Source organism: Alkalihalophilus sp. As8PL, assembly GCF_040939795.1.
In the GTDB taxonomy this organism is placed as follows: Bacteria; Bacillota; Bacilli; order Bacillales; family Bacillaceae_D; genus Alkalihalophilus; species Alkalihalophilus lindianensis.
In genome coordinates, this window is the sequence record NZ_CP162551.1 from 938,230 (window position 1) to 964,471 (window position 26,242).

Below are 26,242 nucleotides of genomic sequence, written 5' to 3' on the forward strand. Positions count from 1 at the left end.
TGCGGTTTGGTCTTAAAATAAATGTATCATTTGCTATTTTAAGCAGGTTGACGATAAACACACCAAACCCTATCCCAAAGGAGCCATCTGGCACTAAATTCGGGTGACTCTTATAAGCTTATTCAGGTTTATTTGGGATACTCGGGTCTAGAGTGAATTCAGGTTCATATCCTTTATATCGTACTTCTGCCATCATTCCTGCATTTGCATGATGAAATTCATGACAATGAAACATCCAAATCCCTGGATTTTTCGCTTCAAATATAATTTCATACTCTTCACCTGGTCTTACGTTTAACGTATCTTTAAGGATAGGAGATCCAGAGATTGGAGAGCCATCTTTTGATATCACACTGAAAAACTCACCATGTAAATGCATAGGATGGTCTACCTCTGTATCATTTACAATCGTAAACTTCACAACGTCCCCCTCTTCCACTTCATAGCTTTCATGATCTGGGAATTGTTTATCATTAATCGTGAAGGTTTCACCGTTGTCATTCGTTCCAAGGGTCATATCGTACTCTTTTGTAACCGTACCATAATCCACCTCTTTTGATTCTCCGTACGAGGTCATATCAAAGAAAGAAATACTTGTACCAAAACTCTGTAGGTCACGCTCTTCATACCCCTCATAAATAACCGGAACGAATGCTTCTAATCTTTTTTGGTTCTCTTCTGCAAAAATTTGAATTCCCCATGCGCCAGGGTTATCCATTTCTATTTCAATGTCATAACGTTCAGCAGGAGCAATCCGAAATGAGGTATCGGTCATAGTCTCTGGTTCATTTACCGGCTGCCCATCATAGTGAGTTATTTTAAATGAATGGTTAGGTATTGAAACGACTTGTGTAAAGAGTCCCGCATTCACAAAACGGAGCTTAACTTTATCCCCTTCCTCAACTTGAACAGCTTCAATTTGAGGTGCCGTTTTTCCATTAATTAATGGCGTATCATACATTTGATTCATCATTTCTGCATGAGTCATACCACCGTCATTCATATTACCATGGTCCATTTCTTCATCATTCATATTACCATGGTCCACCTCTTCGTCATTCATGTTTCCATGACCCATTTCTTCATCATTCATATTTCCATGACCCATACTACCGTGGTCCATGCTTCCGTGATCCATCTCTCCCATTCCCATAGAAGACCATTCATCAATTACAACGACTTCATCAACATCGTACGTTTCCCCGTCATTAGGTTCTACAATAAAAACCCCGTAAAGCCCCTTATCCACTTGTTTAGCACCATCTTGATGTGAGTGATACCAATAGGTTCCAGGGATGTCTGCTTGATATTCATAAGTGAATGTTTCACCAGGCATAATAGCATTTTGCGTAATGCCAGGCACGCCGTCCATTTCATTTGGAACCGGGAACCCATGAAGATGAAGAGCCGTTGGTTCATCTAATGCATTTTCTACATTCACGAGCACTTTATCTCCTTCTTGCACTCTTATCTCTTCACCAGGTAAACTTCCATTGTATGTCCAAGCATCATCCATAACTTCATCATTGAACATCCAATGGGTTTCTTCTACAGTAAGATTGAAGACCTTCTCTCCTTCTTCATTTACTTCCGCTTGAATGGTTTGTTCATTTTCTTCTTGAGGTTCATCATGCCCCATTGTGGAATGATCAACAGATTCATTTGAGCAGCCTGCAATGACGATTGCCAAAGCTGCCGCTAATGAGGTTACAGTAAGCTTCCTCCCCATTTTCATTACCCCTTTATAAAAAAATATTGTTTTTTGGTATCTTGCAAAATCAATATAAACGAAAAATATTTAGAAAGTATGAAGATCATAAAAATAATTAAATCATTTTTAAAAACAGTAATTAATATACAATGTCTAAATGTCAGCTTTCTTTAGCAATATTGATTCTTCATTGTTTGTAAAATAAATACGAAACCTATCTCCTTTACGTATTCGGGCTCGTCTGATTATTTCTGAAGGAATACGAATCGACCCCTTCTCACTGACAACCATTTTATTTTCAACTGCAGAGGCTGAGCCTTTTTGGATCTGTATATCATTTGTTCCTGGTAGTAAGCGGATCGTTACAATCATTCCAGGTAGGATAAGTAATATATTTCTAATTGAGTTAGGAAGAGTGATATCCTGCCTGCTATTAAGCTTACAAAATAGGGCCGTCTCTATTAGTATCAATTTTTTACACCTCATATTTATATATAATAATTGAGTATAAAGGGTAAATATTTAGAAAGTATGAAGAAAGTAATGCTACTTAAAATACGGCAAAAAAAGTAGCAGGGTCTTATTCAGACCACTGCTACTAACAATTATTAGTTTGTTTTTGATGTAAACAACTGGGCATGTCGTTTACGTCATATAAATATCATGAATGTTCTCCGTGTTCAACCTCTGTTTGCGGGTGATCATTGTGCAGATCCCCTCTCTCAAACGGGTCTTCCCCCGTGACAAACCCATACCCAACCATCACAAGTGCCACATATACAACACCCACTAAAGCCCAATTTCTTTTACTGCTCATAATAGGCTCCTTCCTTTGTTACTTAGTAAATTTCACCTTCTGTAGCCGTAACGCATTTAACACAACTGAAACCGAACTAAACGCCATTGCAGCACCTGCTACCCAAGGTGCCAGCAGCCCAATAGCAGCAATTGGGATCGCTGCTGTATTGTAGATAAAGGCAAAGAATAAGTTTTGTTTAATATTTCTCATCGTTTTTCTACTCATGTGGATGGCATCAGCAACACTGTTTAAATCGCCGCGCATTAACGTAATATCTGCGGCTTCAATTGCTACATCTGTTCCTGTTCCAATCGCCATTCCAATGTCTGCTACAGCCAGGGCTGGGGCATCATTAATCCCATCACCAACCATAGCCACTTTCTTTCCTTGCTTTTGAAGCTTTTCAATTTCCGCACTTTTTTGTTCTGGGATGACTTCAGCAATTACGTTTGAAATACCGACTTGTTTGGCGATTGCTTTTGCTGTGCGCTCATTATCGCCAGTAAGCATAATCACTTCAAGCCCTAGATCGAGCATTCGGCTGATCGCTTTTTTTGACGTTTCCTTTACTGTATCTGCAACTGCAATGACTCCTGCAAATTCTTTCTCTATGGCAATTAACATCGCTGTTTTTCCTTGGTTCTCAAGCTCAGCCATTAAGGAGTCTGCATTCTCCATATGAATCGAGTGTTGATTCATTAACTTTCTTGTTCCTGCAAGAATTTCTTTGTCATCGACGATCGCACGAATACCATAGCCAGGTATTGCTTCAAAGTCACTTGAATCACTAAGAGATATCCCTTTTTCTTTAATCCCTTTAACAATGGCTTGCGCTAGGGGATGCTCAGAATTTTTCTCCGCAGAACCAACGAAATACAAGACTTCATTTTCATCAAAACGACCTGAAATGGAAATATCTGTAAGTTCCGGTTGCCCCTTTGTAACCGTTCCTGTTTTATCTAATACAACGGTTTGAATCACCTGTGTATTTTCTAAGTGTTCTCCACCTTTAAATAATAATCCCATTTCCGCAGCGCGCCCAGAACCCGCCATAATGGAGGTTGGTGTAGCAAGCCCCAGAGCACAAGGACAAGCTATGACTAAAATAGAAATCGTTGGAATCAATGCAGAACGGAAATCTCCTGGTGTCACCACAAAGTACCAAACAAGGAACGTAGCAATGGCAATAACCACTACGACTGGTACAAATATTCCTGATACTTTGTCTACCATACGTTGAATATCAGCTTTTGATCCTTGAGCCTCTTCAACTACTTTAACAATTTGAGAAAGAGCTGTATCTTTTCCTACTTTAGTTGCTTTTACTTTAATCGATCCATTTTTATTGATTGTAGCTCCAATTACCGGGTCGCCAATGCTCTTATCCACCGGAATACTTTCACCAGTAATCATAGATTCATCTATTGCAGAACGCCCCTCTAAAATCTCACCATCAACTGGGACTTTTTCTCCTGGTTTGATCACGACTGTATCTCCTGCCATCACTTCTTCAACAGGAAGTTCTACTTCTTCTCCGTCTCGAATAATTCGAGCTGTTTTTGCTTGCAAACCAAGTAGTTTTTGAATCGCTTGGCTTGTTCTACCTTTTGCACGTACTTCAAACAACTTCCCTAACACAATCAAGGTAATGATAACCGCAGCAGCCTCAAAATAGAGTTCAGGCATTCCTTGACTGCCTGCTATCATCCATTCCCATCCCAAATAAATGCTGTAAAAATAAGCTGCACTCGTACCAAGAGCCACTAATACATCCATATTGGCACTTTTGTTTTTGAGAGCCTGGTAAGCCCCTTTATAGAACTGAGCCCCTACGATAAATTGAACAGGTGTAGCCAGCGCTAATTGTACCCATGGATTCATGAACATGCCTGGCATATATAAAAAAGCAGTCATCTCAAAATGAGTTACCATCGTCCAAAGCAATGGTAGGGTTAAGATCGCCGAAAAAATAAACTTCCCATATTGTCTATCTATTTCTTTTTCTTTATGGTCAACCGTCTCTCTCGTTTCCTGCTTAGGAATTAAACTGAAGCCTAACTTTTTAATGACGTCACTCATTTCATTTGGTTTTACGACACGATCATCATATTCCACCGATAGAGTCTCTAACGCAAAGTTGACGTTGGCCGATGAGACACCCTCAAGTTTATTCATTCTCTTCTCAATGCGGTTGGCACAAGCAGCGCATGTCATGCCGGAAATATCAAATTCTGTCTTGGCATGAATCACTTGGTATCCAAGCTTTTCTATTTTAGCTTCAAATTCTTTTGTATCCACTACAGAAGGATCATACTTGATCGTTGTTCTTTCAAGGGCAAAGTTGACGTTAGCTTCTTCCACCCCATCCATTCTTGATAACCCTTTTTCCACTTTATTGGCACAGGCCGCACAGGTCATACCCGCTATATTTAACGAAACTTCTTTTTGTTCCATATTAGATCTCACCTAACTCCCATACCCCATATAGGTATATTTTTTTGAGAAAATAATCGTGCTCCACTAGTAAGCACGATTATCCTCTCAATTCGCTATTTATACGACGTCATACCCTTGGTCTTCAATGACTTCTTTAATCTTATCTAGGTTCACTTCATTGTCATTATAAGAGATTTCAACCTGACCTTTGTCCAAAGCAACCTTGACAGAGCTTACCCCAGTCAATTCGCCTACACTTCCTTCAACTGAACTTACACAATGCCCGCAAGACATTCCTTTAACTGTTAGTGTTTCTTGTGCCATATTTATAACCTCCAGTAATGATATAAGTAACCTCAACATCAATATACTATACACGGGTATAGTATTCAAGATATAAAAATATAATTAAGTTTATACTCCGAACAGATAGTAGTTCTCTTCCCAGTTCAGTTTGATTTAATTAAGTGATTCATTAAAGCATCTTTTTCATAACATCCATTAACTCATCAATGGCCTCTTCGCCATTATTATTTTTAATAGCACCTGCCACGCAATGACGAGTATGATCCTCTACAAGCCCCAAGGAGACCTTATTAATAGCAGCTTGAATAGCTGATATTTGGGTCAGAACATCCACACAATATCGATCATTTTCGATCATATTATGAATGCCTCTCACCTGGCCTTCAATACGTTTTAGTCTGTTTAATATTTGTTGCTTATTAGGTTGGACTGTTTTCTTAGGTTCCATAACCATCCTCCTCATACGTATACCCCGTAAGACTATTTTAACACATTAATAGAGGAATTCCTAATAGACTGAATGTCCATAATAACTTGCATACAAGCGGGTCAGAGCTTCTTTAACTCCCTCAATAGATTATATCATTCCTGCACTGCAGGCTGAAAATAAGAAGTAACTAAGAACCACTCTCTCACCTCAGATTACGTTCTTTTCTATAAGCCCTTAACCCTACCAGTCGTTAGATTTTTTAACATTATATGGTATTAATCACCCATGGTAAAAATCAGAAAAATCAGACGTTTAGTGGGTTAAAATCGTCTTCTATTATCGTTACCATTAAAGTAGACATGACGGTAAGCACAAAAAGTAGTTACTTAGTCCAAGTAGAAGGAGGTGCTTTTTTAGTAGTGGTTTTATCATAAAACTATAGGAGATGATGAGGAGAATGAGAATGAAGTTTCTACTATTTTCATTAATTGTAATTCTATCATTTGGAGCCTTTGGTTCTTTTGAAACGAAAGCCGAAGGTAATGATGCAAACATTACGCTTAAGGGTAGTCCTAAAGAGATCGGTGAGCAATACGGGAAGCAGGCTAAAGAACAAATCAAGCAAAATATTAGTCTCTTTCAAACAATGGCCCCTCTGGCCAATTTAACAGAAGTGGATCTTATTCATGCTGCTAACGACTATGAAAACTTCTTAGCAGTGGAAAACCCTGAGCTTCTTGAACAATTACAAGCAATGGCTACATATGCTGATGTTCGATATGAAGATTTACTAGCTTTTAATGCATTAGAAGAAGAGGTTATGGGAGATGGTTGCACAACGATGTTAGCAACTGGTGCTGCTACACAAAGCGGAAATGCGTATTATCACAAAACTCGCGATGCAAATAGAGGCTCTAAACAGGTCGTCGTTCAAGTAGAGCCTGACAATGGTTATACGTATATTGGGATTACGAGTGCCGGCTCAACAGGTATTGCCATGGGGATCAACGAAAATGGAGTATCTGTTGGGAATAATGTTTTATCAACATGGGATACCGGCAGCGGTTATGGTAATTTAGTGGTGATTCGTCTCGCTTTAGAAGCGGCTTCTGATGCCCAAGATGGCGTTGATTTTATCGAAAACCTTCAGCGTGCATCAGGTTCTGTCTATGCTGTGGCTGATCGTGATGAAGCTGCGTGGGTTGAAACAACTGCTAATCATTCAGCCGTTCATTGGGTAGTAGACGAGGCAATGGCTCATACGAATCATTATATCCTCCCTGGCATGGAGCAGTTTGATACTCTTGAATCGGATCCATCAAATGAAAGATGGAGTTGGTATCTTTCTACTCATAATCGCTTGGATCGAGCACAGAATCTACTAGATAACCAATATGGCAAAATCAATATCCAACGTTTAGTTAAAATTTCAGAGGATCAGGATCCAGCTTATGATGATAGCACGTATTGGATTGATTCTGATGCTGAAATCAATGGTGTGAAGATGGGATCTGTATCAACTGGTACATTCGATGGCAGCAAGGAACGTATGTGGGCTCAGTTAGGCCAACCTAGCGTAGCACCAGCCATCCCATTTAGTGTCGATCGCCCACACATTCCAAAACCCTTCAACTCCGGAAAACAAAGCGATCGAGTGGAAGAAACGGTTGGGAATCGAGGTTAACTAACGAGTAAAGCCATTGGAAACATCTAACCAAGAAAAAGGCTCCTTCTAGTTAACCTAGAAAGAGCCTTTTTTAATAACCCATTAACCCTCCAAAAACCCCAACAACTCCTCTAACAACAATTCCGGCACTTCCTCTGGAATAAAATGTCCGCATGGCAGTGCTTTTCCTTGTACATGTGTCGCAAACTTTCTCCATTCATCCAGCGGCTCGAAGCAATGATGAACGACTCCTTTTTCGCCCCATAGCACAAGGGTTTCACATTGGATCTTTCGGTTGGCTACAAGGTCTTCTTTCTCATGAACGAGATCGATGCTTGCTCCGGCTCGGTAGTCTTCACACATCGCGTGGATTGCCTTAGGCAGCTGGAAACAGCGGAGATATTCTTGATAAGCCTTTACGCTAAAGGGAGACTCGTTAATCGATTGGTATCTTGCTAGTTTTATCAGGTTTGTTTCAAGGAAGTATTCTGGGTTCTGTGAGATTAATTCTTCTGGATACGGTGCATCTTGAATCAAGAAGAACCAGTGATAGTAGTATCGGGCAAAGGTCATGTCTGTTTTTTCATACATGAGGAGAGTGGGAACAATATCCAAGGCGACGAACTTCGTGACCCGTTCTGGATGGTCTAACGCTAACCGATACCCGACTCTTGCACCACGGTCATGACCTACCAAATAAAATTCATCAAAGCCTAACTCTCTCATCACCTCTACTTGGTCTTTGGCCATGACACGTTTTGAATAGTTGCTGTGATCAGCCTCGCCTTCAGGCTTACTGCTATCCCCGTACCCACGGAGATCTGTCGCAACGACTGTAAACCTCTCGGACAATTGATCAATGACTTTATGCCACATCACATGTGTTTGTGGATAGCCGTGCAATAAAAGTAACGGCGGGCCAGACCCTCCTTTTATTCCGTTGATGGTGACCCCGTTCGTCTCGACGTTGAATGTTTCGTATTGTTGTAGCATAGAAACCTCCTTTGTTTTTTGGTAGTGATTCTTTTAAAAGTACTTAAATCAACTATTTACTGAGTGGTTGCATTCCATAAAGGGTCATACTTTCGGTAGCCTCTTGTAAATTGTGTTCCGAAAAGAGGGTCTGCTACAGCTTCCGGATTGAGAATGTCATCTCCCTCAGGCTTGAGCCCTTCTTCTACCCATTTCACAAGATCGTTGAACGCTTCTTGCTCTTCATTTTGTGTAAAACCACAGTGTTCTACTGAACGACTCACTCTTGTTACTAATAAATCAGCATTACCATTCTCATTAGCTCTTTGTGCATGAACCTGCTGCATATGAAATGGAACAAACAAGTCCCCGATATTATGAATCGAAACCATTGGAATCGTATGAGTTCCTTTCACTTTAGGAATCCCTGTAAGCCCTTGTTGTTTCGATTGAGGATCTGCAGAAACACGAAGCACAGCATCATTTAATGCTTGTTCTTCAGGAGAAAGGGAATTCATATCTTGATCAAATTGATATACAGAGTCTGTCGTATCAATGACATTCCCAGCAGCTACTAAAAACGTTGGATCAATCGTTAATTGACCAAATAAGAAGTTTTTATAACTCTCAAAAGCAAAATCATACAATGGTCGTTCCCCACCTGATAAATTCATCGTAACCGCTTTCAAAATTTCTCCTTCTTCAGTTAGAGTGGTATTAATACCAAGCTCTTTGCTTATTATCGGAACTACTTCTTCTACATACTCGTCATTTGCAGGGAATAACTGCTCGTCTTTCTCTATTCCAGCTAGTGTCTGAGCAACTAAATTATAGTCTGTGAAATAATCAAATAAAGCCGTATCACCCGTTACACCGCACATCGGCAAAGCGCCATCATAGGCATTTCGATATTGCTCGGCCATTACAGCTGTTACGTGTCCACCCATCGAGTGACCAGTAATGTACGTTTTACTAGGTTTTTGGACGATACCGTTAAAAAGGGTTCCTAGAGCATGTGTATCCTTTACCCCTTGTGCGACATCATAAGCATTTGTGCTGTAGGAAGAAGCCGCCCACGCATACCCTTTTTGAAGCAAGTGTTGTCGTAAGCTCGGATTGCTTACCGTTAATTCAAGGCCTGTCCCACGATATCCATGTGCATACAAAACAAGCTCTCCGTTCCAATTCTCAGGAACTTCAATCCGGTAACCTGCCCCTTTATGGACACCCCAATAACGATTTGTTTCAATTCCAGCTAAAGCATTAAATGACAATTTCGATTCATCTACATAGTATGGAATCGTCGCTTGGTTTTGCGTCTGATTTGAATTTCCTTTGCTTGTCTGTGCTGGCGTAGCAATAGCCGTCGTTGAAGAAAATACCAATGCTGTACCTAACGTAACAGCAAGTAAGGCTCTTTTTGTCCGTTTCATTAAATCCCTCCTCATATATCGCACTCTTTAATTATTGAATTTTCTGATATTATATTCAACAACTATCTACAAACAATTGACAACAATTTTAGACAAGTCTCGCATCATTCATCATGCTTAGATCTGTTGGGTTAGTTTGATTGTTTGTCGGGGAAGACTTCATCCGAGAAGCCTCTGTTGGTGCGGCTGCGGAGATCGTTCCTTCTATTACACCGGAGAAGTAAACAAGCCTAATTCCTGATGAATTAGGCTTGTAGTTTCCCGCTTTATTTATTCTTCAGGAAGTAAAACTATCTTCCCTAATTTTCCTGCTTTTTTAAAATAAGTTTGAGCTTCTCTTGCTTTTTCTAAAGGGAAGGTGCGATCTATCACTGGTTTAATTTTACCTTCAGAAATAGCTTGAAGCATTCGTTTAAACTCTTTCCTTGTGCCCAATACAGAGCCATAAAAAGTAATATGTTTTAAGTACAACGTTCTTAAATCAAGTTCTGTCTTCTGACCACCAGCAGATCCAGATGTGCAGAATTTCCCACCTTTCTTAAGTACTTGAAGGGAAGTTGAGAACAAAGCATCTCCTACAACATCTAGGACTGCGTCAACCGGTCCTCCATTCACTTCCATTATTTCTTCAGCCAGATTAGCTGATTTATAAGACAATACATGTGTTGCTCCTAGTTCCTTTAATTTTTCTTCCAACTCTAAATCGCCAACAATCGCAATCACCTTAGCACCAAACACGTTAGAGGCAATTTGTACATTAAGTGATCCAACACCACCATTTGACCCTGTTACCATAATAGTCTCCCCAGGTTGAACTTGAATTTGTTCTACCATATGCCAAGCCGTCAAACCACTAACAGAAAAAACTGCACTTTCTATATAGTTGGCAAGTGGCATATCAAAACATAGGTGAGCCGGCCATACGACATATTCCGCATATCCACCATCATATTCTGAACCAATAAAAGACATATCATCTGAAATATGTTCGAACCCTTCTTCTCCAGTAGATGTAAAGGGAAAAAGGACAACATTTTTTCTGAGCATCGATTCATCTACACGGTTCCCTACCTTCACGACGCTCCCTGTAATATCAGAGCCTGGTACCCTTGGGAAATCTACCCCTTCAGGTCGCCATCCAGACTTAGAACCAGTGCCGTAAGCGCCTTCCCTCATCCAAATTTCAGTATTATTTATGGCGCAGGCCTTTACTTTAATTAACACTTCACCGTCTTTGGGCTCAGGAGTAGCTTTTTGACCAATTTCTAACTTATTTACATCACCATATCCTGTCACTTGTACAACTTTCATGACCTATCACCTCTCTTGATTAGATAAGTTTAGAGTTTAATACATACCTTTTAAATATACAAACTTCTACACATAAATAAATATATATAAGATTTAGCGTTAAAAAGGGTTTTAGAAAAGCATAACTGAGTATTGAGACCGGGAGTATTTGTCATTCCTTAATAAAAAAAGCTCATCCCACAAAGTGATTAACCAACTTCATGGAATGTGCCTGATGATTATTAACTTGCTTTCTTTTTCTCCACATCTTGTGGTGGATTTATTGGTCCTTGCTCTTTTAGCTCTTGATTCAAAGCTTTGACTAGACCGTAGCACATCGTCAGAATAATGAATGTAAGTGGCAGGGCACTGACAATAATGGCCGTTTGGAGACCTGCTAGTCCGCCTGATGCCATCAGAACGCTCGTTGCTGCGACAAGGATAATGCCCCAAGTCGTTTTTACCTTAGTTGATGGATTGAGCGAGCCGCCTGTTGTCATCATCCCGAGAACAAAGGTAGCCGAGTCAGCAGATGTAACAAAGAATGTTGTGATCAACGCGATCGTTAAAATCGAAAGCAACACGCCTAGTGGCAGCTGTTGATAGACAAAGAATAGAGCTGTCTCTAACGATTGACCTGAAACATCAAGTCCTTGCGTTAATTCTAAGAAAATCCCTGTTCCGCCAAATACTGTGAACCAGATCGCACATACTAGTGTAGGAACTAGAATAACAGCCACGGTAAATTCGCGTATCGTCCGCCCTTTTGAGACGCGAGCAATAAACATCCCAACAAATGGCGTCCATGAAATCCACCATGCCCAATAGAAAACAGTCCAACCTTGTGTCCAAGCGGCTTCCGTTTCATCAAATGGAGATAAACGCAATCCCATTTGCAGCAAGTTTTGAGCATAGCTCCCTAAGGTTGTTGTAAACATATTGAGTAAGAATAACGTTGGCGCTAAAATAAGCATCGTAAAAAATAAGACGATTGCGATGGACATATTGATATTACTTAAGTATTTGATTCCTTTTGAGATCCCCGTATTGGCCGAGATCAAAAAAAGCACCGTGATGATTCCCATGATCACCATTTGAATACCGAAATGATTCGGAATTCCTGTCAAATACGACAATCCAGCATTGATTTGCTGAGAACCTAATCCTAATGAAGCGGCCACTCCAAATAAGGTTGCAAATACGGCCACAATATCGACCGTATGACCAATCGGACCTTTCACCTTTTCACCAAGCACCGGGTAAAGGGTCGCACTCATTAATCCAGGTGCCCCTTTTCTAAACTTTTGATAAGCAAGAGCCATCGCGACAATCGCATAAATCGCCCATGCATGAAGGCCCCAGTGCAGCCATGTGTAACGCATCCCCATAATAGCCGAAGTCTCTGTACTGCCTTCTCCCATTGGTGGGGCTGAAAAATGGGCAATCGGTTCAGATACTCCGTAAAATAAAAGCCCGATCCCCATTCCAGCAGAAAACAGCATCGCAAACCAAGTCGGACGACTGTACTCTGGTTTTGATTCTGGTGTACCAAGCTTAATTTTCCCGTATTTACTGAAGATCATAAACGCAGCAAATAATAAGAAAAACGTAGCTACGAGCTGATAAAACCAGCCAAATGATTCTTGTACAAACGCTTGAGCACTATTCATTGCCTCTGCCAATTGTGTAGGGATGACTACACCTATTAGCACAAACAATGCTGCTAACCCTACCGAAACTTTAAACACAATATTATCACTTTTAATCGCAAACACTCCCTCTATGTTTAGTTTGTAAGACCAGTTTTAGCGACCTTTTTATTAAACCATAGAACAAGATTAATATTAAAACAGCATTGAGCGTTAAAAATTGTGATATGCAATGAAATACTCAAAGAGATAAATAATAAACCTTCGAGAGGTAGTATTACGCTAAAATAGTAAGCGATCCTACATTTCCCTCATCTTTTCCTGTGAGAAACTAGGAGATAAGCAAAAAATCGCCATTCATCGATGTTGCCGATTCTTTATCAAACACCCTTTTTCTCATTCGATTTTTCGAGCAATTCAATGATTCGGTTGTTTTGCTCGATTTGCTTTCGATGGAAGGTTAGAGTGATGATCATCCATGTGACAACGATGATAATAGGGACTAAGTAGGCTAATGAGGCAAAAATAGAAAAGATCGTGTACATTTGGCGTACCCCTCTACTAATTATTTGGCTATCTTTTTATAATCAAGATGGATGTCACTGAGCACCTCAAGGCTAGCTCCTTCATCATATACCGTTCCATCGACTTCCGCTCCAATAGAAGCCTTTGAAAATCGTTTCAAGACAATATCCCCCTTTACTGGAGCGGCTAATTCTAATTTAGCACCTGGCAGTACCTTAATGTTTCCTTCGATGAGGCCCATCACCTTCGTATCCGATTCGATGACCACATCACCCTTCACTCTTTCAAAAAATAAATTCATTGCGACTTCCTTCCTCTGGACTCTTTTACCTATTTATACCCTATATTTATAAAGAAACTATGAAATTTTTCTACTAATTACCTATTTTTATATACATTGCGAGCTCCGTAATAGAAAAAAGCCTAGAGCAGTGAAGTTCACTACTCTAGACTCTAGTTACCCTACCCTCTCGAAAACAAATCCAACAACCTTGACCAGAATGTTTTCTCTTCTTCTACTTCTTCTATGACTTCTTCTTGTTCTTCTATTTTAATGCCCTCGGTCTTAATCACAAATTGAACGGAGTTGACGTTCTCGTTTTTGTCAGATACGAAAGATACCGCTTCGAAGTCCGATTTATCAAATTCTGAAATCATGCGATCGACTTCTTCTTGCATGTGTTCAGGTATGTTACTTGTTGCTTCATATAATTGATTGGTTCCGTTATGAAGCTCACCTGCTCCATTTTCTAGCTCAGTCGTCCCTCCAGTTAACCCGGACATTCCAGAGTGGAGGTCATTGTATGAACTCGATAATTCACCGACTCCGTTTGTATAGCTCACTAAGCCTGAGTGAAACTCCCCATAATTAGCCGACAAGGTGGACAACCCTTCTTCAAGTTGGGCGAGCGAATTCATCCCATCCATATCTTCAAGAGAAGTTGCTAGGCCGGTTGCAATCTGAGTTAATGTGCTACTCATTTCACCGATGGCCCCACTGACTTCCTGCAAGGTTCCATCTACAGCATCAAAGCCTTCTTTAACCGCTGAATACGTCCCTTTAACCTTTTGTGAAGCGGCATATGTTTCAACTAATTGATCAATAACCTCGGCATCTGCACTACTCTCATATAAAGCTTGAATCTCTTCTTCGCTGATTTGATGATCGGGAATCTCATTCATCGCCTTATCTAATGTGCTGTAGGCAACGGAATAATGTTCTCTTAAAAGAGATAATCCACCAGCAGCCTCATCAAGGCCTGAGGCGATTTGCGATAGTCCTCCAGGTAGGCTCTCAAGATCCCCTAAATCAATATCGTCGGTGACTTGAAGCGATTGACTAATGGTCGTCAATGCTTCGTCTATGGAAGAAGAAGCACTGACAAGCTCAGACGATGAATTAGCAAGCTCTCCAATTCCATTTTTGTATTGCTCTGAACCGTTTTGCAGGCTACGGATTCCGGCGTTTAATTCTGCTATCCCGTTTTTCAACTCGCCGACACCATTATGAATGTCTAATACTCCATCTGATAACGAGTTGATGTCTCCAGTCATTTCATCGAGATCTGGTGCATCGATTGACATTGAGGATGGGACTGCTGCGATTTCGATTCCCTCAAGTTCAAAGTCAACGACATCAGCACGTAGACTAAGCTCTTCTTCTTGCTCTGGCATCACGGTAAAGGTGATTTGTTTATTTTTCCCGGAGTTAGCGACAACGCCTTCTTCGGTTTCAATATCGCTATAGATCTCATCTTCAAGAGTAAGAGAGATTTGAACTAAATAGTTTTCGAAAAAGACTGGATCGACCGTTTCGTTGGCGGATGTTTCAATCTTCAGTTCTAAGCTTCCTTCTTTGCCCGCCAGCTCTTCGGGAGTGATTTCATCTCCATCAAGCAAATACGTAATCGAAAGATCCCATGGCAACTTACTTTCACCGCTCATATTGCCCTGGTAATAAAATCGACCTTCTTGCGCCTCGATCTCAACATGATCATCAGCTCGAATTAATTCAGACATGTCCGTTAAATTGTTGAGGCTGCTGTATGTGCCGTAATCGACAATCTCTCCAGCTTCGCTGACATTTAAAGTGTTGACGACATACACCTCTTCTAGCTCACCATTGGCATCTAATTTCGCATAGACAACTTCATCTTTTGACGTTACTTCTCCCTCAGTCGATGCCTGTTCATCTGTTTCAGAAGATTTAGTGGCCGGGGCTGCATGGACAAGTAAAGATGGGATCACAAGGGTCATAGCGAGCACCCCAAGCATGAATCGTTTCTTTTTCATGATCATTTCTCCTTATAAAAGTTCGCTTTATACGTCGTTTTGTTAATCACTTTATCTAATACCAACAGTAAGGCTGGTAGGAAACAAAGGACCATCACAAAGGCTAGTAACGCCCCTCTTCCAAGCAACAATCCAATCGATCCCACAATCGGATTGGTTGAAGTAATCCATAAAATGAATCCAATACTAGATAAAATGGAGGCTGATATCGAAATTGAAAACGTTTTTTCATCTATTGTTTTCTTCATCGCTTGCATGGCCGGCATCTCTCTGCGATGTTCCTTATAGGTTTCTGTAAATAAAATCGCATAATCCACCGTTGCGGCGAGTTGGACTGTGCTAATAATCAAATAGCCGACAAAATCAAAGGATGTATCAGTGAAGTATGGAACCGATAAATTGATCCAAACAGCAGACTGAATCGTCAGTAAGAGTACGATTGGGATCGTCACTGATTTAAACGTAATCAATAGTACGAGTGCGATCGTCGCAACCGTCATCACATTTACAAACGTATTATCTTTTTGCACCGTATTTTTAATATCATACAACGTCACACTCTCACCGAGACTTAACGTCTCATCGCCGTAGTAAGAAGCAGCTATCTCTTGCACCTGTTCCACAATCGCAAAAGGTACGTCTCCTTCTTTTGCACTGTTTGTATTAATAATAATGCGGCTGTAGTTGTCTGAATAAAATTCTTCTGTAATGGATTTATCGACATATTCAGATGGGATCCCGCTACCTACAATCGTTACATAGGAAATCACATTGGTTACTTGGTCAATCCTTTCTACCTCTTCGATTAGCTCGGCCTCTTTTACGACGTCCCCTTTAGGCACTAATAGAACAATCGGTGTCGACTCCCCGAACGCTTCCTCTATTGCGATCAGATCAGCCCCAGCACGCGTCGTTTCAGGCTGTTCCCCAAGACCGTATGTAAACTCGGTATTACTTTGTGCTAAAAAGCTCGGAATCAGAATCGAGAGTACAATGATTAAAGCAGGAAATCTTAGTTTCAATACACGCGCTCCAAGGCCTTTAAAGCTTGGAACAAAATTTCTATGCTGCGTTTTATCCATCCATTTATACAGACATACCGTTAACGCTGGCAGGAAGACCATCACACTTATAAAGCTAAGCAAAATTCCTTTTACTAAGCTCAGTCCAAGGTCTGCCCCAATTTCAAAATTCATCAGCATTAACGCCATGAATCCAAAGAATGTCGTAGCCGCACTCGCTGAAATCGCTGGAAAGGATTGTTTCATCGCAAGCTGCATCGCTTCTTCCGGCTCGTTCGTTTTTTTCCTGTGTTCTTGGAAGCTATGAAGAAGGAAAATCGCATAATCGAGCGAGACCGCGAGCTGCAAAATCGGCGCCACAGATTGAGTCACAAATGAAACTTCTCCTACAAAAATATTGGTTCCTAAGTTAATGAGGACGGAGACGCCAATGGCGGTTAAGAAAAAGAGTGGTTCAATCCATGATGTCGTCGATAGAACGAGAATTAAAATAATGATTGGAACAAGTAAGGCCGCGGCATAGAAGGACTCTGTACCAGCCATTTTTTGCGAAGTGGCTGTGTTGACGGCTTCACCCGCCATTGCATTTTCCTCACCTATTAGTTCATAGATCTCATCTGTAACCGCCAATTCCTCTCCACTCGGAATACTGAGTGAAAACAACGCTTTTCCATCTTTATAGTAATCTTCAACTGTTTCTTGATTTGCCATTTCTAGTGGTGTTTTTAAGTCAATAACATCATCTAACCACATCACATCAGAGACATGATCAATAGCAGCGAGACGTTCTTTATATTGAAGTGCTTCCTGTACCGTCACATCCTCAATCATGACGCGGGTATTCGGAACAGAGCCTGAAAATTCGTCTTCCATCACTTCGATAGCCCGGGTTGATTGGGCCTCATCCGGCAAGTAATCGACCATATTGTAGTTAACAGACACAAAAAATTGCGCGACTGTTGCGATCACTGCGATGAGCACAAATACGAAGACAATCGCTTTTCTCTTTTTTATAATTCGTGCTGCAATGCCTATCTTCATGCACCCTTTCTTGAGTTGAATCCGTTTTGACTATATCATTATATAAACACGGTGTTGCTTATACAACAAACAGTTACCGTACATACGTCGAGTACACAACAGAACGATTATATGTGTTGGATTACGCAAAAAAGGATGATGTATATGTCTTCAAAATTAGATCGTCGCAAGAAATATACGCGAATGGTGTTAAAGGAAAGTTTAATAACATTACTAAAAGACAAACAGATTTCCTCTATTACCGTAAAAGAGCTTTGTGAGTTAGCTGACATTAATCGCTCGACTTTCTATTCTCATTATGCAGACCAGTTCGATCTTCTTAATAAAATCGAAGACGAAATCCTAGAAGATATGAACCAAACGCTTGGTAGCTATAACTTTAATGAAGAAGAAGAAGCCCTGCAGATGACGGAGAAAATTCTCGAATATGTAGCAGCTAATCGGGATGTCTGTCAGACCTTATTAAGTGAGCACGGGGACCCTCAATTTCAACAGAAGGTGATGAGGATTACCTATGAATTCACCATGAAAAACTGGATGGAGATCATTAAATCGGACAAAAAAACGTCCGAATACATCAGTCTATATGTAGGCAGTGGCAGCATCCATGTCATTAAAAACTGGCTTGATAACGGAATGGATATGTCGCCGAAGGAAATGGCCGAGATCATCAATAATTTTACGAATAATGGGCTGGCATCGCTTCGTTCATCCTCGTAGTAGACCTGACTCTACAGTTAAAAAGAGGTTGAGATAAAAGTATTTTAACTTATGTGAATCCGAACATTATGGGTGCGACCTATGTATACCGCTCCTGAACTACTCTTCGCTTTTCGCGGGGAGCTAGTGAGCTTCCTCGGACTTTGCCCTGTGGGATCTCACTCCTGCTCTAGTCCCCGCAGAAGTCTCCGTATAGTTCATCCGCTATGTTATGTTCTGTTTGAAAAGTAATTTAGAAGGATTTGTTTATGCTTAGTTCAAATAATGATTCCTACCACTTTTTGCGCTAAGAAATCTCATGTGTCGTTTTAGAGTGGTTGATTTGCCATTGGTCTAAATAAGGTCGATGAAAGCCGCTTTTAATGAGTGGAGCTACTTAACTACATTTTCCCTCCGTTGATTGGAGCGTAAGGCACCGACTCCAGCGGGATGTGCGTGGCCAGGGAAGACCCCGCAAGAGCCAAGTGATGAGGAGGCTTCCGGACCGCCCGCGGAAAGCGAGTGCCTGCAGCGAAAATCAACAACTACTGTAGGGAGGTACTTTTTCAGTGACCTTCTTTAGCTCCCACAGTCTATATTTCATCCGTTAGAATAGCTCTTCGTTTGTACCCTTAGTCAAACACTCTAATTAAGTCCCAGCTGAACGCAAAACATATTGGCATGCTATCCACCTCTACCTAGAAGTGTGTCATGATTACAGATGCCCTCACCTGATTTGCACATACATTCATTAAAAATACCAGTCTTTTCATTGGAAGAAAGGTCTCCTATAGTTAAAAGCAAGCTATTATGAAGGAAAGGGGTTTTCATCATGAAAATCGATTCACCGAAATTACCTAAAGAACTTGCGAGCAAACATTTTAATGATATCTTCTCTGAGGAGGATCCTGAATTAGAGCATTGTCTGATTGTGGATGCTGCTTTTGAAGAAGAAACACTCCACCGCGCCCGCTTAAAAAATGTCGTGATCAAAAATGGACGCTTCAATGGAACGGATTTCTCCAAAATGGATCTACTCGATGTTCGCTTTGAAAACTGTGATTTCTCCAACGCTAATTTAAACATGGCTTCGATCCATCGGGTGGAATTTAAAAATTGCAAGCTACTAGGAGTGGACTTATCTGAATCGAGGTTTGGGAACGTGTTATTTGAGAACTCTCTGTTAAACATGGCAGCCTTCGCCAACTCGAAATTCGAGAAAGTGATCTTTCACGACTGCTCACTGATGAGCGCTGACTTTTATGATTGCAAACTTAAAAAAATCGAGTACCTCTCAAGTAATTTAAATGATACAAATTTCGAACAAACCTCACTGAAAGGCATCGATATTAGCACGTCTACCTTTGAGGAGATGACCATCTCGATCGAAAGTCTAAGAGGTTGCAAAGTATCCTCTTTTCAAGCGATTCAATTTGCTTCTTTGATTGGGTTGGTGATTAAGGATTGACCTTTGGAGTGGTCTCGCACATTGAATAGCCCGCGAATGTATAATTCACGGGCTTGAGAAGTCTGAATGATCACTCACTCATTTACGTACCTGATGATAAAGCTAGTGATGGATCTTTTTCATTAATAATCGTTCGAACGATATGAATGGAATCCCATTCTCCGGACGAAAAGAAGGTTATCGGGTATTTCTTTGGAAACAATTCCGCATTAATCTCTTCAGGGGCTTTCCCTTCTTCATACATATTTAGAATCGTCCCTTGCAGATCTAGCAAGTAATCGAGCTTCCTTTTCAAAGCTGTGCGTCCGTTCTTCAAATGGCCTGCATGACTACAAAACACCTCATCAAAATCATAGGTTAAGGTCCTCTTTAAAGAATCAATAAGCACTGGCATATTTTCTTCCCTCAGGACGACCTTTGTCTTTTCTTGACAATAAAGATCTCCTGTAAAAAGCTGCCCTGTTTCCTTATTGAGAAAGGAAAGATGATCAATCGCATGTCCTGGGGTTTTGATGACTTGCCATGATGCATGTCGGGATTGAAAGGTTTCACCTATCGGTTCTGCACGAAATGGTTTGCGTTTGCCCCAAAATAATTGGCGATAGAGTGGATAGTCTGCCTTCTTCCTACAGGCATTGAGCATCGTATCATCCATGAAGATTGGCACGTTACGCTCTTTTTGTAAAGAGGCTGCACAACCTGTATGGTCTTCATGAAAATGAGTGATGACGACTTTATCAATATCAAGATGCTTAAAAAAGGGCTTAAACAGCTTTTCTAGTGACTTTGCTCCTGTATCAATTAAAATACCATCCATGAAGTAGCAATGGACATTGAGTTTTATATTTTTAAAAGACATCATTCCGTGTCCCATCTGTACACCTTTCACGATCTTTTGCTCAAAATTCTTCTTCATTAAAATAACCGTTCCCCCCCTTCATCGTTTTATTGCTGATATGTGAGTATTCGATTCTATCACCTAAAATCCTTTATCTTTTTCAACATACAATCTACCTAAAAAAGAACACACCATTTTTCCGATGTGTTCTCCTCTACAAACGCGATGATTAATAATGATGATCTTCTTCGGCAGCCATCGCGATTTCTTTCGTTTCGTGAACGGTTCCAAATGAATGTTGCACCGGTGCGTAGATCGAATAGAGTTGATCCTAACAATCGAGGTGCCGTCGAATTTATATAGCTGCTTTCTTGAGATCGTTTTTTCATTAATACTTCCTCCAGCGAATAACTTCTTTTTCTAATAGCCGCTCTCTTATCCAATCATGAGCTTTTACGATAAGCTTTTCGATTACATAGGAGTTATAACCGAGTACCCGAATGATACACCCGTTATCAGGCAGCTTTGATATGCCAAATGACACATCCGCTTCTTCTGCCGAAAGCACTTCATATAATTTATTTATCCACTTTTTATCAACCCTTTGGTCGACCACCAAAAACATCCCTACATGAGTGAATCCATCCATCTGCATCAGACCGTCGAACTCTTCATCAGGCTCAAGCAATAAATGATCATACAAAATCATGCGATCATTTTTATACACTTCTAATTTCGAGCGGATCCAATCATATTGAAATAAACGTCCATCCTTTGCCCATCCTGGGGTAATAATGTCACTGTAAATGAGAGTAGAATCCTCTTCTAGATGCACCGTGGTTTGTTGAATGAACTTCGCATCTTGATAAGCAATTAAAGGGTCTGGGATATACTCAAGCACACTTTCTTTTCCCAACCGAATGTCTGTTTTTTGCAGGACAGGAGCACTTGGGGTGCGGTATACTTTGGTTGATGATTGAGTCGTCACAGACATCTCAGCTCCGTCCTCTAACTGAATTGATGTAAGGTATTCATCGCCGTTGACATACCCGCCTCCGACATGAATCAAATAAATAGTCGGTGAGTATGGGTCCAGATAGACCGGACGGGTAATCTTTAACGCTCCTTCATAAAAGCAAGATCTCAAGGTCGTTTTTTGTGCTTTCTTTGTAGCGGTCACCTCTAGGACGCCGGTTGCCGTCATGAATCTAGTCCGACTAACAGTGCTTGTGTTTTAATCCAATCGACCACTTCACTAAGCCCCTTATCCTCTTTTAGGTTAGTAAAGATAAATGGTTTCTCACCGCGGGAAGCGATCGTGTCTCTCTCCATCACCTCTAAGCTCGCACCAACATACGGAGCTAAATCAATCTTGTTAATAATGAAGAGATCAGATTTTATCATCCCTTGGCCTCCCTTACGAGGAATCTTCTCGCCTTGGGCTACATCAATAATATAGATCGAGAAATCCACAAGCTCTGGACTAAAAGTAGCAGCTAGGTTATCACCGCCACTTTCAACAAAGATGAGATCCAAGTCATCATGCTGTTCTTTTAGTTCATCGATCGCCGCAAAATTCATCGATGCATCTTCACGAATCGCAGTATGTGGGCACCCTCCTGTTTCAACACCAATTACACGCTCATCCGGGAGCACCCCATTTTTCATCAAAAATTGAGCATCTTCTTTTGTATAGATATCATTTGTCACAACCGCCATGCTGAATTCTTTTTGCATCGCTCGTGTAAGTCTTTCAACAAGCATCGTTTTCCCGGCCCCGACAGGACCTCCGACTCCAATACGTACTGGTTCCATTCTACATTCTCCTCTACACCTAAATTTAAGACATAAATAACCTGACGTGTAATCTCTCGTGGCGCATTTGAGCTACTTCAAGCCCTGGACTAATCGCGCCTAACTCTTCTTTTGTTAAGTGAAAAATCAATTCACCGACTTCTTTTAATAACGGCTGCAACTCCACCAAAAGCCTTTGGCCATCTGTTTGACCAAGCGGGATTCCCCGTACTGCATTTTGAACCAAGGAAGAAACAGTAGCAAATAAATAGGTTTCGATCATGATGCGCTTGTCAATCTCTAAGTGATAGGCAACGAGAGCATAAACCATTGCCGAATGGCCATGTGCCTTTTTTGCTTTGATACTTTCTAGATATCTTTTTAAAAGACTAGAGGGATACAGCTCATAGCATAACTTTGCCATACGCTCCCCGATTCTCTGATTCCCAAGCCTTGTCTCCTCTGCTAAACTGGAGGCGAACAAGAGGTGATCAAGGTTATGGAACTCGTCCCATTCTTCTAGGGTCAATGCCTCGAATGCCAGTCTGTTAGCCAGACCATCTGTAAATGCGAGCTGTTTACGAATGTAAACAGTCAAAGCTTTGGAGAAGGTCTCCTTATCCGTAATCACTCCCTCTTGAATATAGGTTTCTAGCCCAAAGGAATGTGAAAAGGCTCCAGAGGGAAAATTAGAATCACTTAATTGCAAGAGCGGAAAGATCTTATCAATCATGACTGTGTCCAATATGCCTGAAAGCTTGTTTTACTTTTCTCTTCTCTCTTTTATAGGGAATCGATAATTGTTGTAGTAGTTCTTCTACTAAATAATCATATTGAACCAGCATTTCGTCTCCTTCAAATTGTGCTGGTAAATGCCTGTTCCCTAGCTGGTGGGCAATATCCCCCATCTGCTGAATAGACGTAGGCATAATTGTCAATAAATCATCGTCTTTTACGGAAACGACAATCATATTTTTTTCATCCATATATAAAATGTCTCCGTCTACTAAATCCTGCTGGTCTTTTAACCTAATCCCAAGCTCCTTGCCATGGTCAGTAACTACGCGTTGAATGCGTTTAACTAATTGGTCGCTTTCTAAATACACTCTCTCCATATGGAGTGCTCGCATGTCTACTGTTTCTATATTTCCAACCACTTTTTCTATGATCATCTTTATCTCCCCTTAAAATAAGAAATATCGCTGTGCCATCGGAACCTCAGCTACAGGTTCACATGTGATGACTTCCCCGTCTACTTTTACTTCATACGTCTGTGGATCAACCTCAATTTCTGGCGTTTGATCATTGAAAAGCATGGATTTTTTCGTCAGATTTCTAACTCCCTTAATCGGCCTTATGATCTTCTCTAAGTTGAGCTCTTCTTTAATGCCTGATTCATATGCTGCTTGTGAAACAAATGTCATCGCCGTCTGATGCTTTGCTGCTCCAAAGGAAGCGAACATAGGACGGTACAATGCCGGCTGTGGTGTTGGAATGCTTGCATTTGGGTCTCCCATCACACTATGAGCAATCATCCCGCCTTTTAAAATCAAATCAGGCTTCACTCCGAAAAACGCTGGGTCCCACACCACAAGATCAGCAAATTTACCTGTTTCAATCGAGCCGACATATTCTGAAATACCATGAACAATCGCAGGATTTATCGTGTATTTGGCAATATAGCGCTTTGCTCTGAAGTTATCACTTCTTCCTGCTTCATCTTCTAAAACGCCACGTTGCTTTTTCATTTTGTCTGCGGTCTGCCATGTTCGGCTGATCACTTCCCCTACCCTACCCATCGCTTGGGAGTCAGAAGAAATCATACTGAACACGCCTAGATCATGGAGAATATCTTCAGCGGCAATCGTTTCTTTTCTGATCCTAGAATCCGCAAAAGCAATATCTTCTGGCACACTTGGATCTAGATGATGGCAGACCATGAGCATATCTAAATGCTCTTCAAGTGTATTGACTGTAAACGGCCTCGTTGGATTCGTGGAGGATGGCAAGACATTTAATTCACTAGCAGCTTTAATAATATCTGGTGCATGTCCTCCACCCGCCCCTTCTGTGTGATACGTATGAATCACACGGCCGCCTATTGCACTTAAAGTATCTTCCACAAAACCGCCTTCGTTTAATGTGTCTGTATGAATAGCCACTTGCACATCATACTCATCTGCCACCGTTAAGCACGTATCAATTGTAGCAGCAGTCGTTCCCCAGTCTTCATGAAGCTTCAGCCCCACCGCTCCAGCTCTAACTTGCTCGCGTAAGGCCTCTTCACCTGAAGAATTACCCTTTCCAAGAAAGCCGAGATTCATCGGAAACTCTTCTGCGGCCTCAAGCATGCGGTGAATGTACCAAGGACCTGATGTACAGGTTGTAGCATTGGTTCCCGTTGCAGGCCCGGTCCCTCCGCCGATCATCGTTGTAACCCCTGAAGAAAGAGCTGTTTCGATCTGCTGCGGACAAATGAAATGGATATGAGCATCAATTCCGCCGGCCGTGACAATCTTCCCTTCTGCAGCAATCACTTCTGTTGAAGCGCCAATAATCATATCAACATCATCCATCAAAAGCGGATTTCCTGCTTTTCCTATTGAGACGATATGACCGTCCTTTACACCGATATCACTTTTATAAATCCCGGTATGATCTAAAACGATTGCGTTGGTTAATACGAGATCCACACATTCCTCGCTTGTAGCAAGGGGATGCTGACCCATTCCATCACGAATGACCTTCCCGCCACCAAACTTCACTTCATCCCCGTACGTGGTATAATCCTTCTCAATTTCTATAAACAGCTCCGTATCCGCTAATCGTATGGTATCTCCAACAGTAGGGCCAAACATATCGGCATACTGTTTTCTAGACATTCGAAAACTCAATTCTCATCCCCCCTAATCTAGCTTTCCATTTAATAGATTGCTTAATCCATAGACTTTTCTCTCTCCTGTAAAAGGTACAAGCTCGACTTCCTTTTCATCCCCTGGTTCAAAGCGGACTGCTGTTCCTGCTGGAATGTTAAGGTGCATCCCTCTGACTTCCTCTTTTTCAAACAATAGGGCGTTATTTACTTCATAAAAGTGAAAATGCGAGCCGATTTGAATCGGGCGGTCTCCTTTATTCAGCACTTTGATCCTTTTTGTCGGCCTTTTATCATTGCATACGATCGGCTCGTTCTTTAAACGGTATTCTCCTGGAATCATAATGCTTGCCTCCTCTTACGTAATCGGATTATGAACAGTTACTAGTTTAGTTCCGTCTGGGAATGTTGCTTCTACCTGAATGTCTGGTATCATCTCAGGAATCCCTTCCATCACCTCTTCACGAGATAAGATGGTTGTTCCGTAGCGCATTAATTCAGCAACGCTCTGACCGTCTCTTGCTCCTTCTACTACTTCATATGTAATAATCGCAACTGCCTCAGGGTAATTTAATTTCAACCCTCTTGCCTGCCGGCGCCGGGCTAAGTCCGCCGCTGTTACGACCATCAACTTTTCCATTTCACGTGCTGTTAACTTCATGAGGTATCTCCTCCTCCGTCAGATAATATGACAAATATAGGTAAAAAAAGATAGCTAAGCATGTAGCTGCTTAGCTACTTTCGTGACTCTTATACACGATCACTAGATTGTTTTTTCTCGATAAAATATTCTACCCATGGACGAATGATCGTATAGACTCCTGCAATGACAAGCCAGGCGAAGGCAAGGTATGTCCATCCTTGAAAGAATTGAAGGGTGTAGTTATAACCGGTCAAAAACATAATGCCTGGAAATGCAAAGATAAACACAAACGTTAAACCCAAAGCCCAACGCGTACAGAGCTTGGCATCTTTTATCAACTGCTTGTCATCCATCTG

26 protein-coding genes are annotated in these 26,242 nt (G+C 41.2%); 3 read left to right on the top strand and 23 right to left on the bottom strand.

The features are described from left to right. Positions 1–118: 118 nt before the first annotated feature. From AB3N04_RS06330 to AB3N04_RS06355, 6 genes are all read right to left on the bottom strand, one after another. Positions 119–1,729: a multicopper oxidase family protein gene (locus AB3N04_RS06330; RefSeq protein WP_368505255.1), complete on the bottom strand. Its 1,611-nt coding sequence runs from the start codon at positions 1,727–1,729 to the stop codon at positions 119–121. 135 nt (positions 1,730–1,864) lie between these two features. Beyond that, positions 1,865–2,182: an AbrB/MazE/SpoVT family DNA-binding domain-containing protein gene (locus AB3N04_RS06335; protein WP_368505256.1), complete on the bottom strand. Its 318-nt coding sequence runs from the start codon at positions 2,180–2,182 to the stop codon at positions 1,865–1,867. Between the two features lie 190 nt (positions 2,183–2,372). Next, a complete protein-coding gene (locus AB3N04_RS06340) occupies positions 2,373–2,528 on the bottom strand; it encodes a hypothetical protein (protein ID WP_368505257.1) in 156 nt (51 codons plus the stop codon). A gap of 18 nt (positions 2,529–2,546) precedes the next feature. Continuing rightward, on the bottom strand, positions 2,547–4,964 hold the full coding sequence (locus AB3N04_RS06345; RefSeq protein WP_368505258.1) for a heavy metal translocating P-type ATPase: 2,418 nt from the start codon (positions 4,962–4,964) through the stop codon (positions 2,547–2,549). Between the two features lie 99 nt (positions 4,965–5,063). After that, positions 5,064–5,270 carry a copper chaperone CopZ gene (gene copZ / locus AB3N04_RS06350; RefSeq protein WP_368505259.1) on the bottom strand — a complete coding sequence of 69 codons (207 nt, stop codon included), beginning with the start codon at positions 5,268–5,270 and terminating at the stop codon, positions 5,064–5,066. Between the two features lie 151 nt (positions 5,271–5,421). Continuing rightward, a complete protein-coding gene (locus tag AB3N04_RS06355; RefSeq protein ID WP_047973707.1) occupies positions 5,422–5,700 on the bottom strand; it encodes a metal-sensitive transcriptional regulator in 279 nt (92 codons plus the stop codon). A gap of 445 nt (positions 5,701–6,145) precedes the next feature. Between AB3N04_RS06355 and AB3N04_RS06360 the strand changes: the two genes are divergently transcribed. Continuing rightward, positions 6,146–7,366 (top strand): C45 family autoproteolytic acyltransferase/hydolase, encoded by a 1,221-nt coding sequence (locus tag AB3N04_RS06360; RefSeq protein ID WP_368505260.1) that lies wholly within the window; start codon positions 6,146–6,148, stop codon positions 7,364–7,366. An 84-nt stretch (positions 7,367–7,450) separates the two neighbouring features. On the opposite strand, the gene AB3N04_RS06365 is transcribed toward AB3N04_RS06360, so the two are convergent. The 8 genes from AB3N04_RS06365 to AB3N04_RS06400 all read right to left on the bottom strand — a co-directional run bounded on the left by AB3N04_RS06365 (position 7,451) and on the right by AB3N04_RS06400 (position 17,572). After that, positions 7,451–8,341 (bottom strand): alpha/beta fold hydrolase, encoded by an 891-nt coding sequence (locus AB3N04_RS06365; RefSeq protein ID WP_368505261.1) that lies wholly within the window; start codon positions 8,339–8,341, stop codon positions 7,451–7,453. A 56-nt stretch (positions 8,342–8,397) separates the two neighbouring features. Further along, positions 8,398–9,753: a hypothetical protein gene (locus AB3N04_RS06370; protein WP_368505262.1), complete on the bottom strand. Its 1,356-nt coding sequence runs from the start codon at positions 9,751–9,753 to the stop codon at positions 8,398–8,400. Positions 9,754–10,023: 270 nt separating this feature from the next. Beyond that, positions 10,024–11,064: a zinc-binding dehydrogenase gene (locus AB3N04_RS06375; protein ID WP_368505263.1), complete on the bottom strand. Its 1,041-nt coding sequence runs from the start codon at positions 11,062–11,064 to the stop codon at positions 10,024–10,026. A gap of 221 nt (positions 11,065–11,285) precedes the next feature. Next, complete coding sequence (locus AB3N04_RS06380; protein ID WP_368505264.1) at positions 11,286–12,791, bottom strand: BCCT family transporter; 1,506 nt, start codon at positions 12,789–12,791, stop codon at positions 11,286–11,288. A 281-nt stretch (positions 12,792–13,072) separates the two neighbouring features. Then, positions 13,073–13,237, bottom strand: a complete 165-nt coding sequence (locus tag AB3N04_RS06385; RefSeq protein WP_368505265.1) for a hypothetical protein — start codon at positions 13,235–13,237, stop codon at positions 13,073–13,075. 20 nt (positions 13,238–13,257) lie between these two features. Continuing rightward, positions 13,258–13,518: a hypothetical protein gene (locus tag AB3N04_RS06390; protein WP_368505266.1), complete on the bottom strand. Its 261-nt coding sequence runs from the start codon at positions 13,516–13,518 to the stop codon at positions 13,258–13,260. 161 nt (positions 13,519–13,679) lie between these two features. Next, entirely contained in the window at positions 13,680–15,509 is a 1,830-nt protein-coding gene (locus AB3N04_RS06395; protein WP_368505267.1) for a YhgE/Pip domain-containing protein, read from the bottom strand. 2 nt (positions 15,510–15,511) lie between these two features. Then, a complete protein-coding gene (locus AB3N04_RS06400) occupies positions 15,512–17,572 on the bottom strand; it encodes an RND family transporter (protein WP_368505268.1) in 2,061 nt (686 codons plus the stop codon). A 144-nt stretch (positions 17,573–17,716) separates the two neighbouring features. Between AB3N04_RS06400 and AB3N04_RS06405 the strand changes: the two genes are divergently transcribed. Both AB3N04_RS06405 and AB3N04_RS06410 read left to right on the top strand, forming a co-directional pair. Next, positions 17,717–18,292: a TetR/AcrR family transcriptional regulator C-terminal domain-containing protein gene (locus tag AB3N04_RS06405; RefSeq protein WP_368505269.1), complete on the top strand. Its 576-nt coding sequence runs from the start codon at positions 17,717–17,719 to the stop codon at positions 18,290–18,292. 811 nt (positions 18,293–19,103) lie between these two features. Further along, the gene (locus tag AB3N04_RS06410) at positions 19,104–19,739 is read left to right on the top strand and encodes a pentapeptide repeat-containing protein (RefSeq protein ID WP_368505270.1); all 636 of its coding nucleotides are present in this window, start codon (positions 19,104–19,106) and stop codon (positions 19,737–19,739) included. Between the two features lie 82 nt (positions 19,740–19,821). Here AB3N04_RS06410 and AB3N04_RS06415 read toward each other — a convergent pair whose 3' ends face one another. The 9 genes from AB3N04_RS06415 to AB3N04_RS06455 form a co-directional block, all read right to left on the bottom strand. Continuing rightward, a complete protein-coding gene (locus AB3N04_RS06415) occupies positions 19,822–20,655 on the bottom strand; it encodes an MBL fold metallo-hydrolase (protein ID WP_368505271.1) in 834 nt (277 codons plus the stop codon). A 310-nt stretch (positions 20,656–20,965) separates the two neighbouring features. Continuing rightward, positions 20,966–21,781, bottom strand: coding sequence for an urease accessory protein UreD (locus AB3N04_RS06420; RefSeq protein ID WP_368505272.1), 816 nt, complete (start codon positions 21,779–21,781; stop codon positions 20,966–20,968). After that, complete coding sequence (gene ureG / locus AB3N04_RS06425; protein WP_368505273.1) at positions 21,778–22,392, bottom strand: urease accessory protein UreG; 615 nt, start codon at positions 22,390–22,392, stop codon at positions 21,778–21,780. The genes AB3N04_RS06420 and ureG overlap by 4 nt, the downstream gene beginning before the upstream one ends. A gap of 25 nt (positions 22,393–22,417) precedes the next feature. Beyond that, positions 22,418–23,104 carry an urease accessory protein UreF gene (locus tag AB3N04_RS06430; protein WP_368505274.1) on the bottom strand — a complete coding sequence of 229 codons (687 nt, stop codon included), beginning with the start codon at positions 23,102–23,104 and terminating at the stop codon, positions 22,418–22,420. Then, positions 23,097–23,543, bottom strand: coding sequence for an urease accessory protein UreE (ureE, locus tag AB3N04_RS06435; protein ID WP_368505275.1), 447 nt, complete (start codon positions 23,541–23,543; stop codon positions 23,097–23,099). The genes AB3N04_RS06430 and ureE overlap by 8 nt, the downstream gene beginning before the upstream one ends. Positions 23,544–23,555: 12 nt before the next feature. After that, positions 23,556–25,265 (bottom strand): urease subunit alpha, encoded by a 1,710-nt coding sequence (gene ureC, locus AB3N04_RS06440; protein ID WP_368505276.1) that lies wholly within the window; start codon positions 25,263–25,265, stop codon positions 23,556–23,558. Between the two features lie 12 nt (positions 25,266–25,277). Next, positions 25,278–25,586 carry an urease subunit beta gene (locus tag AB3N04_RS06445; RefSeq protein WP_368505277.1) on the bottom strand — a complete coding sequence of 103 codons (309 nt, stop codon included), beginning with the start codon at positions 25,584–25,586 and terminating at the stop codon, positions 25,278–25,280. A 15-nt stretch (positions 25,587–25,601) separates the two neighbouring features. After that, a complete protein-coding gene (locus AB3N04_RS06450) occupies positions 25,602–25,904 on the bottom strand; it encodes an urease subunit gamma (RefSeq protein ID WP_368505278.1) in 303 nt (100 codons plus the stop codon). A gap of 89 nt (positions 25,905–25,993) precedes the next feature. Further along, on the bottom strand, positions 25,994–26,239 hold the full coding sequence (locus AB3N04_RS06455) for a hypothetical protein (RefSeq protein ID WP_368505279.1): 246 nt from the start codon (positions 26,237–26,239) through the stop codon (positions 25,994–25,996). Between the last annotated feature and the right edge of the window lie 3 nt (positions 26,240–26,242).

Bases quoted from the DNA above. Each gene is read 5' to 3' on its own strand.
- AB3N04_RS06375 (WP_368505263.1), bottom strand. From the start codon at position 11,064: ATGAAAGTTGTACAAGTGACAGGATATGGTGATGTAAATAAGTTAGAA.
- AB3N04_RS06400 (WP_368505268.1), bottom strand. From the start codon at position 17,572: ATGAAGATAGGCATTGCAGCACGAATTATAAAAAAGAGAAAAGCGATT.
- ureG (WP_368505273.1), bottom strand. From the start codon at position 22,392: ATGGAACCAGTACGTATTGGAGTCGGAGGTCCTGTCGGGGCCGGGAAA.
- copZ (WP_368505259.1), bottom strand. From the start codon at position 5,270: ATGGCACAAGAAACACTAACAGTTAAAGGAATGTCTTGCGGGCATTGT.
- AB3N04_RS06390 (WP_368505266.1), bottom strand. From the start codon at position 13,518: ATGAATTTATTTTTTGAAAGAGTGAAGGGTGATGTGGTCATCGAATCG.
- AB3N04_RS06365 (WP_368505261.1), bottom strand. From the start codon at position 8,341: ATGCTACAACAATACGAAACATTCAACGTCGAGACGAACGGGGTCACC.
- AB3N04_RS06415 (WP_368505271.1), bottom strand. From the start codon at position 20,655: ATGAAGAAGAATTTTGAGCAAAAGATCGTGAAAGGTGTACAGATGGGA.
- AB3N04_RS06385 (WP_368505265.1), bottom strand. From the start codon at position 13,237: ATGTACACGATCTTTTCTATTTTTGCCTCATTAGCCTACTTAGTCCCT.
- AB3N04_RS06345 (WP_368505258.1), bottom strand. From the start codon at position 4,964: ATGGAACAAAAAGAAGTTTCGTTAAATATAGCGGGTATGACCTGTGCG.
- AB3N04_RS06405 (WP_368505269.1), top strand. From the start codon at position 17,717: ATGTCTTCAAAATTAGATCGTCGCAAGAAATATACGCGAATGGTGTTA.
- AB3N04_RS06420 (WP_368505272.1), bottom strand. From the start codon at position 21,781: ATGACGGCAACCGGCGTCCTAGAGGTGACCGCTACAAAGAAAGCACAA.
- AB3N04_RS06340 (WP_368505257.1), bottom strand. From the start codon at position 2,528: ATGAGCAGTAAAAGAAATTGGGCTTTAGTGGGTGTTGTATATGTGGCA.
- ureE (WP_368505275.1), bottom strand. From the start codon at position 23,543: ATGATCATAGAAAAAGTGGTTGGAAATATAGAAACAGTAGACATGCGA.
- AB3N04_RS06450 (WP_368505278.1), bottom strand. From the start codon at position 25,904: ATGAAGTTAACAGCACGTGAAATGGAAAAGTTGATGGTCGTAACAGCG.
- AB3N04_RS06330 (WP_368505255.1), bottom strand. From the start codon at position 1,729: ATGGGGAGGAAGCTTACTGTAACCTCATTAGCGGCAGCTTTGGCAATC.
- AB3N04_RS06410 (WP_368505270.1), top strand. From the start codon at position 19,104: ATGAAAATCGATTCACCGAAATTACCTAAAGAACTTGCGAGCAAACAT.
- AB3N04_RS06455 (WP_368505279.1), bottom strand. From the start codon at position 26,239: ATGGATGACAAGCAGTTGATAAAAGATGCCAAGCTCTGTACGCGTTGG.
- AB3N04_RS06445 (WP_368505277.1), bottom strand. From the start codon at position 25,586: ATGATTCCAGGAGAATACCGTTTAAAGAACGAGCCGATCGTATGCAAT.
- AB3N04_RS06360 (WP_368505260.1), top strand. From the start codon at position 6,146: ATGAAGTTTCTACTATTTTCATTAATTGTAATTCTATCATTTGGAGCC.
- AB3N04_RS06395 (WP_368505267.1), bottom strand. From the start codon at position 15,509: ATGAAAAAGAAACGATTCATGCTTGGGGTGCTCGCTATGACCCTTGTG.
- AB3N04_RS06430 (WP_368505274.1), bottom strand. From the start codon at position 23,104: ATGATTGATAAGATCTTTCCGCTCTTGCAATTAAGTGATTCTAATTTT.
- AB3N04_RS06370 (WP_368505262.1), bottom strand. From the start codon at position 9,753: ATGAAACGGACAAAAAGAGCCTTACTTGCTGTTACGTTAGGTACAGCA.
- AB3N04_RS06355 (WP_047973707.1), bottom strand. From the start codon at position 5,700: ATGGAACCTAAGAAAACAGTCCAACCTAATAAGCAACAAATATTAAAC.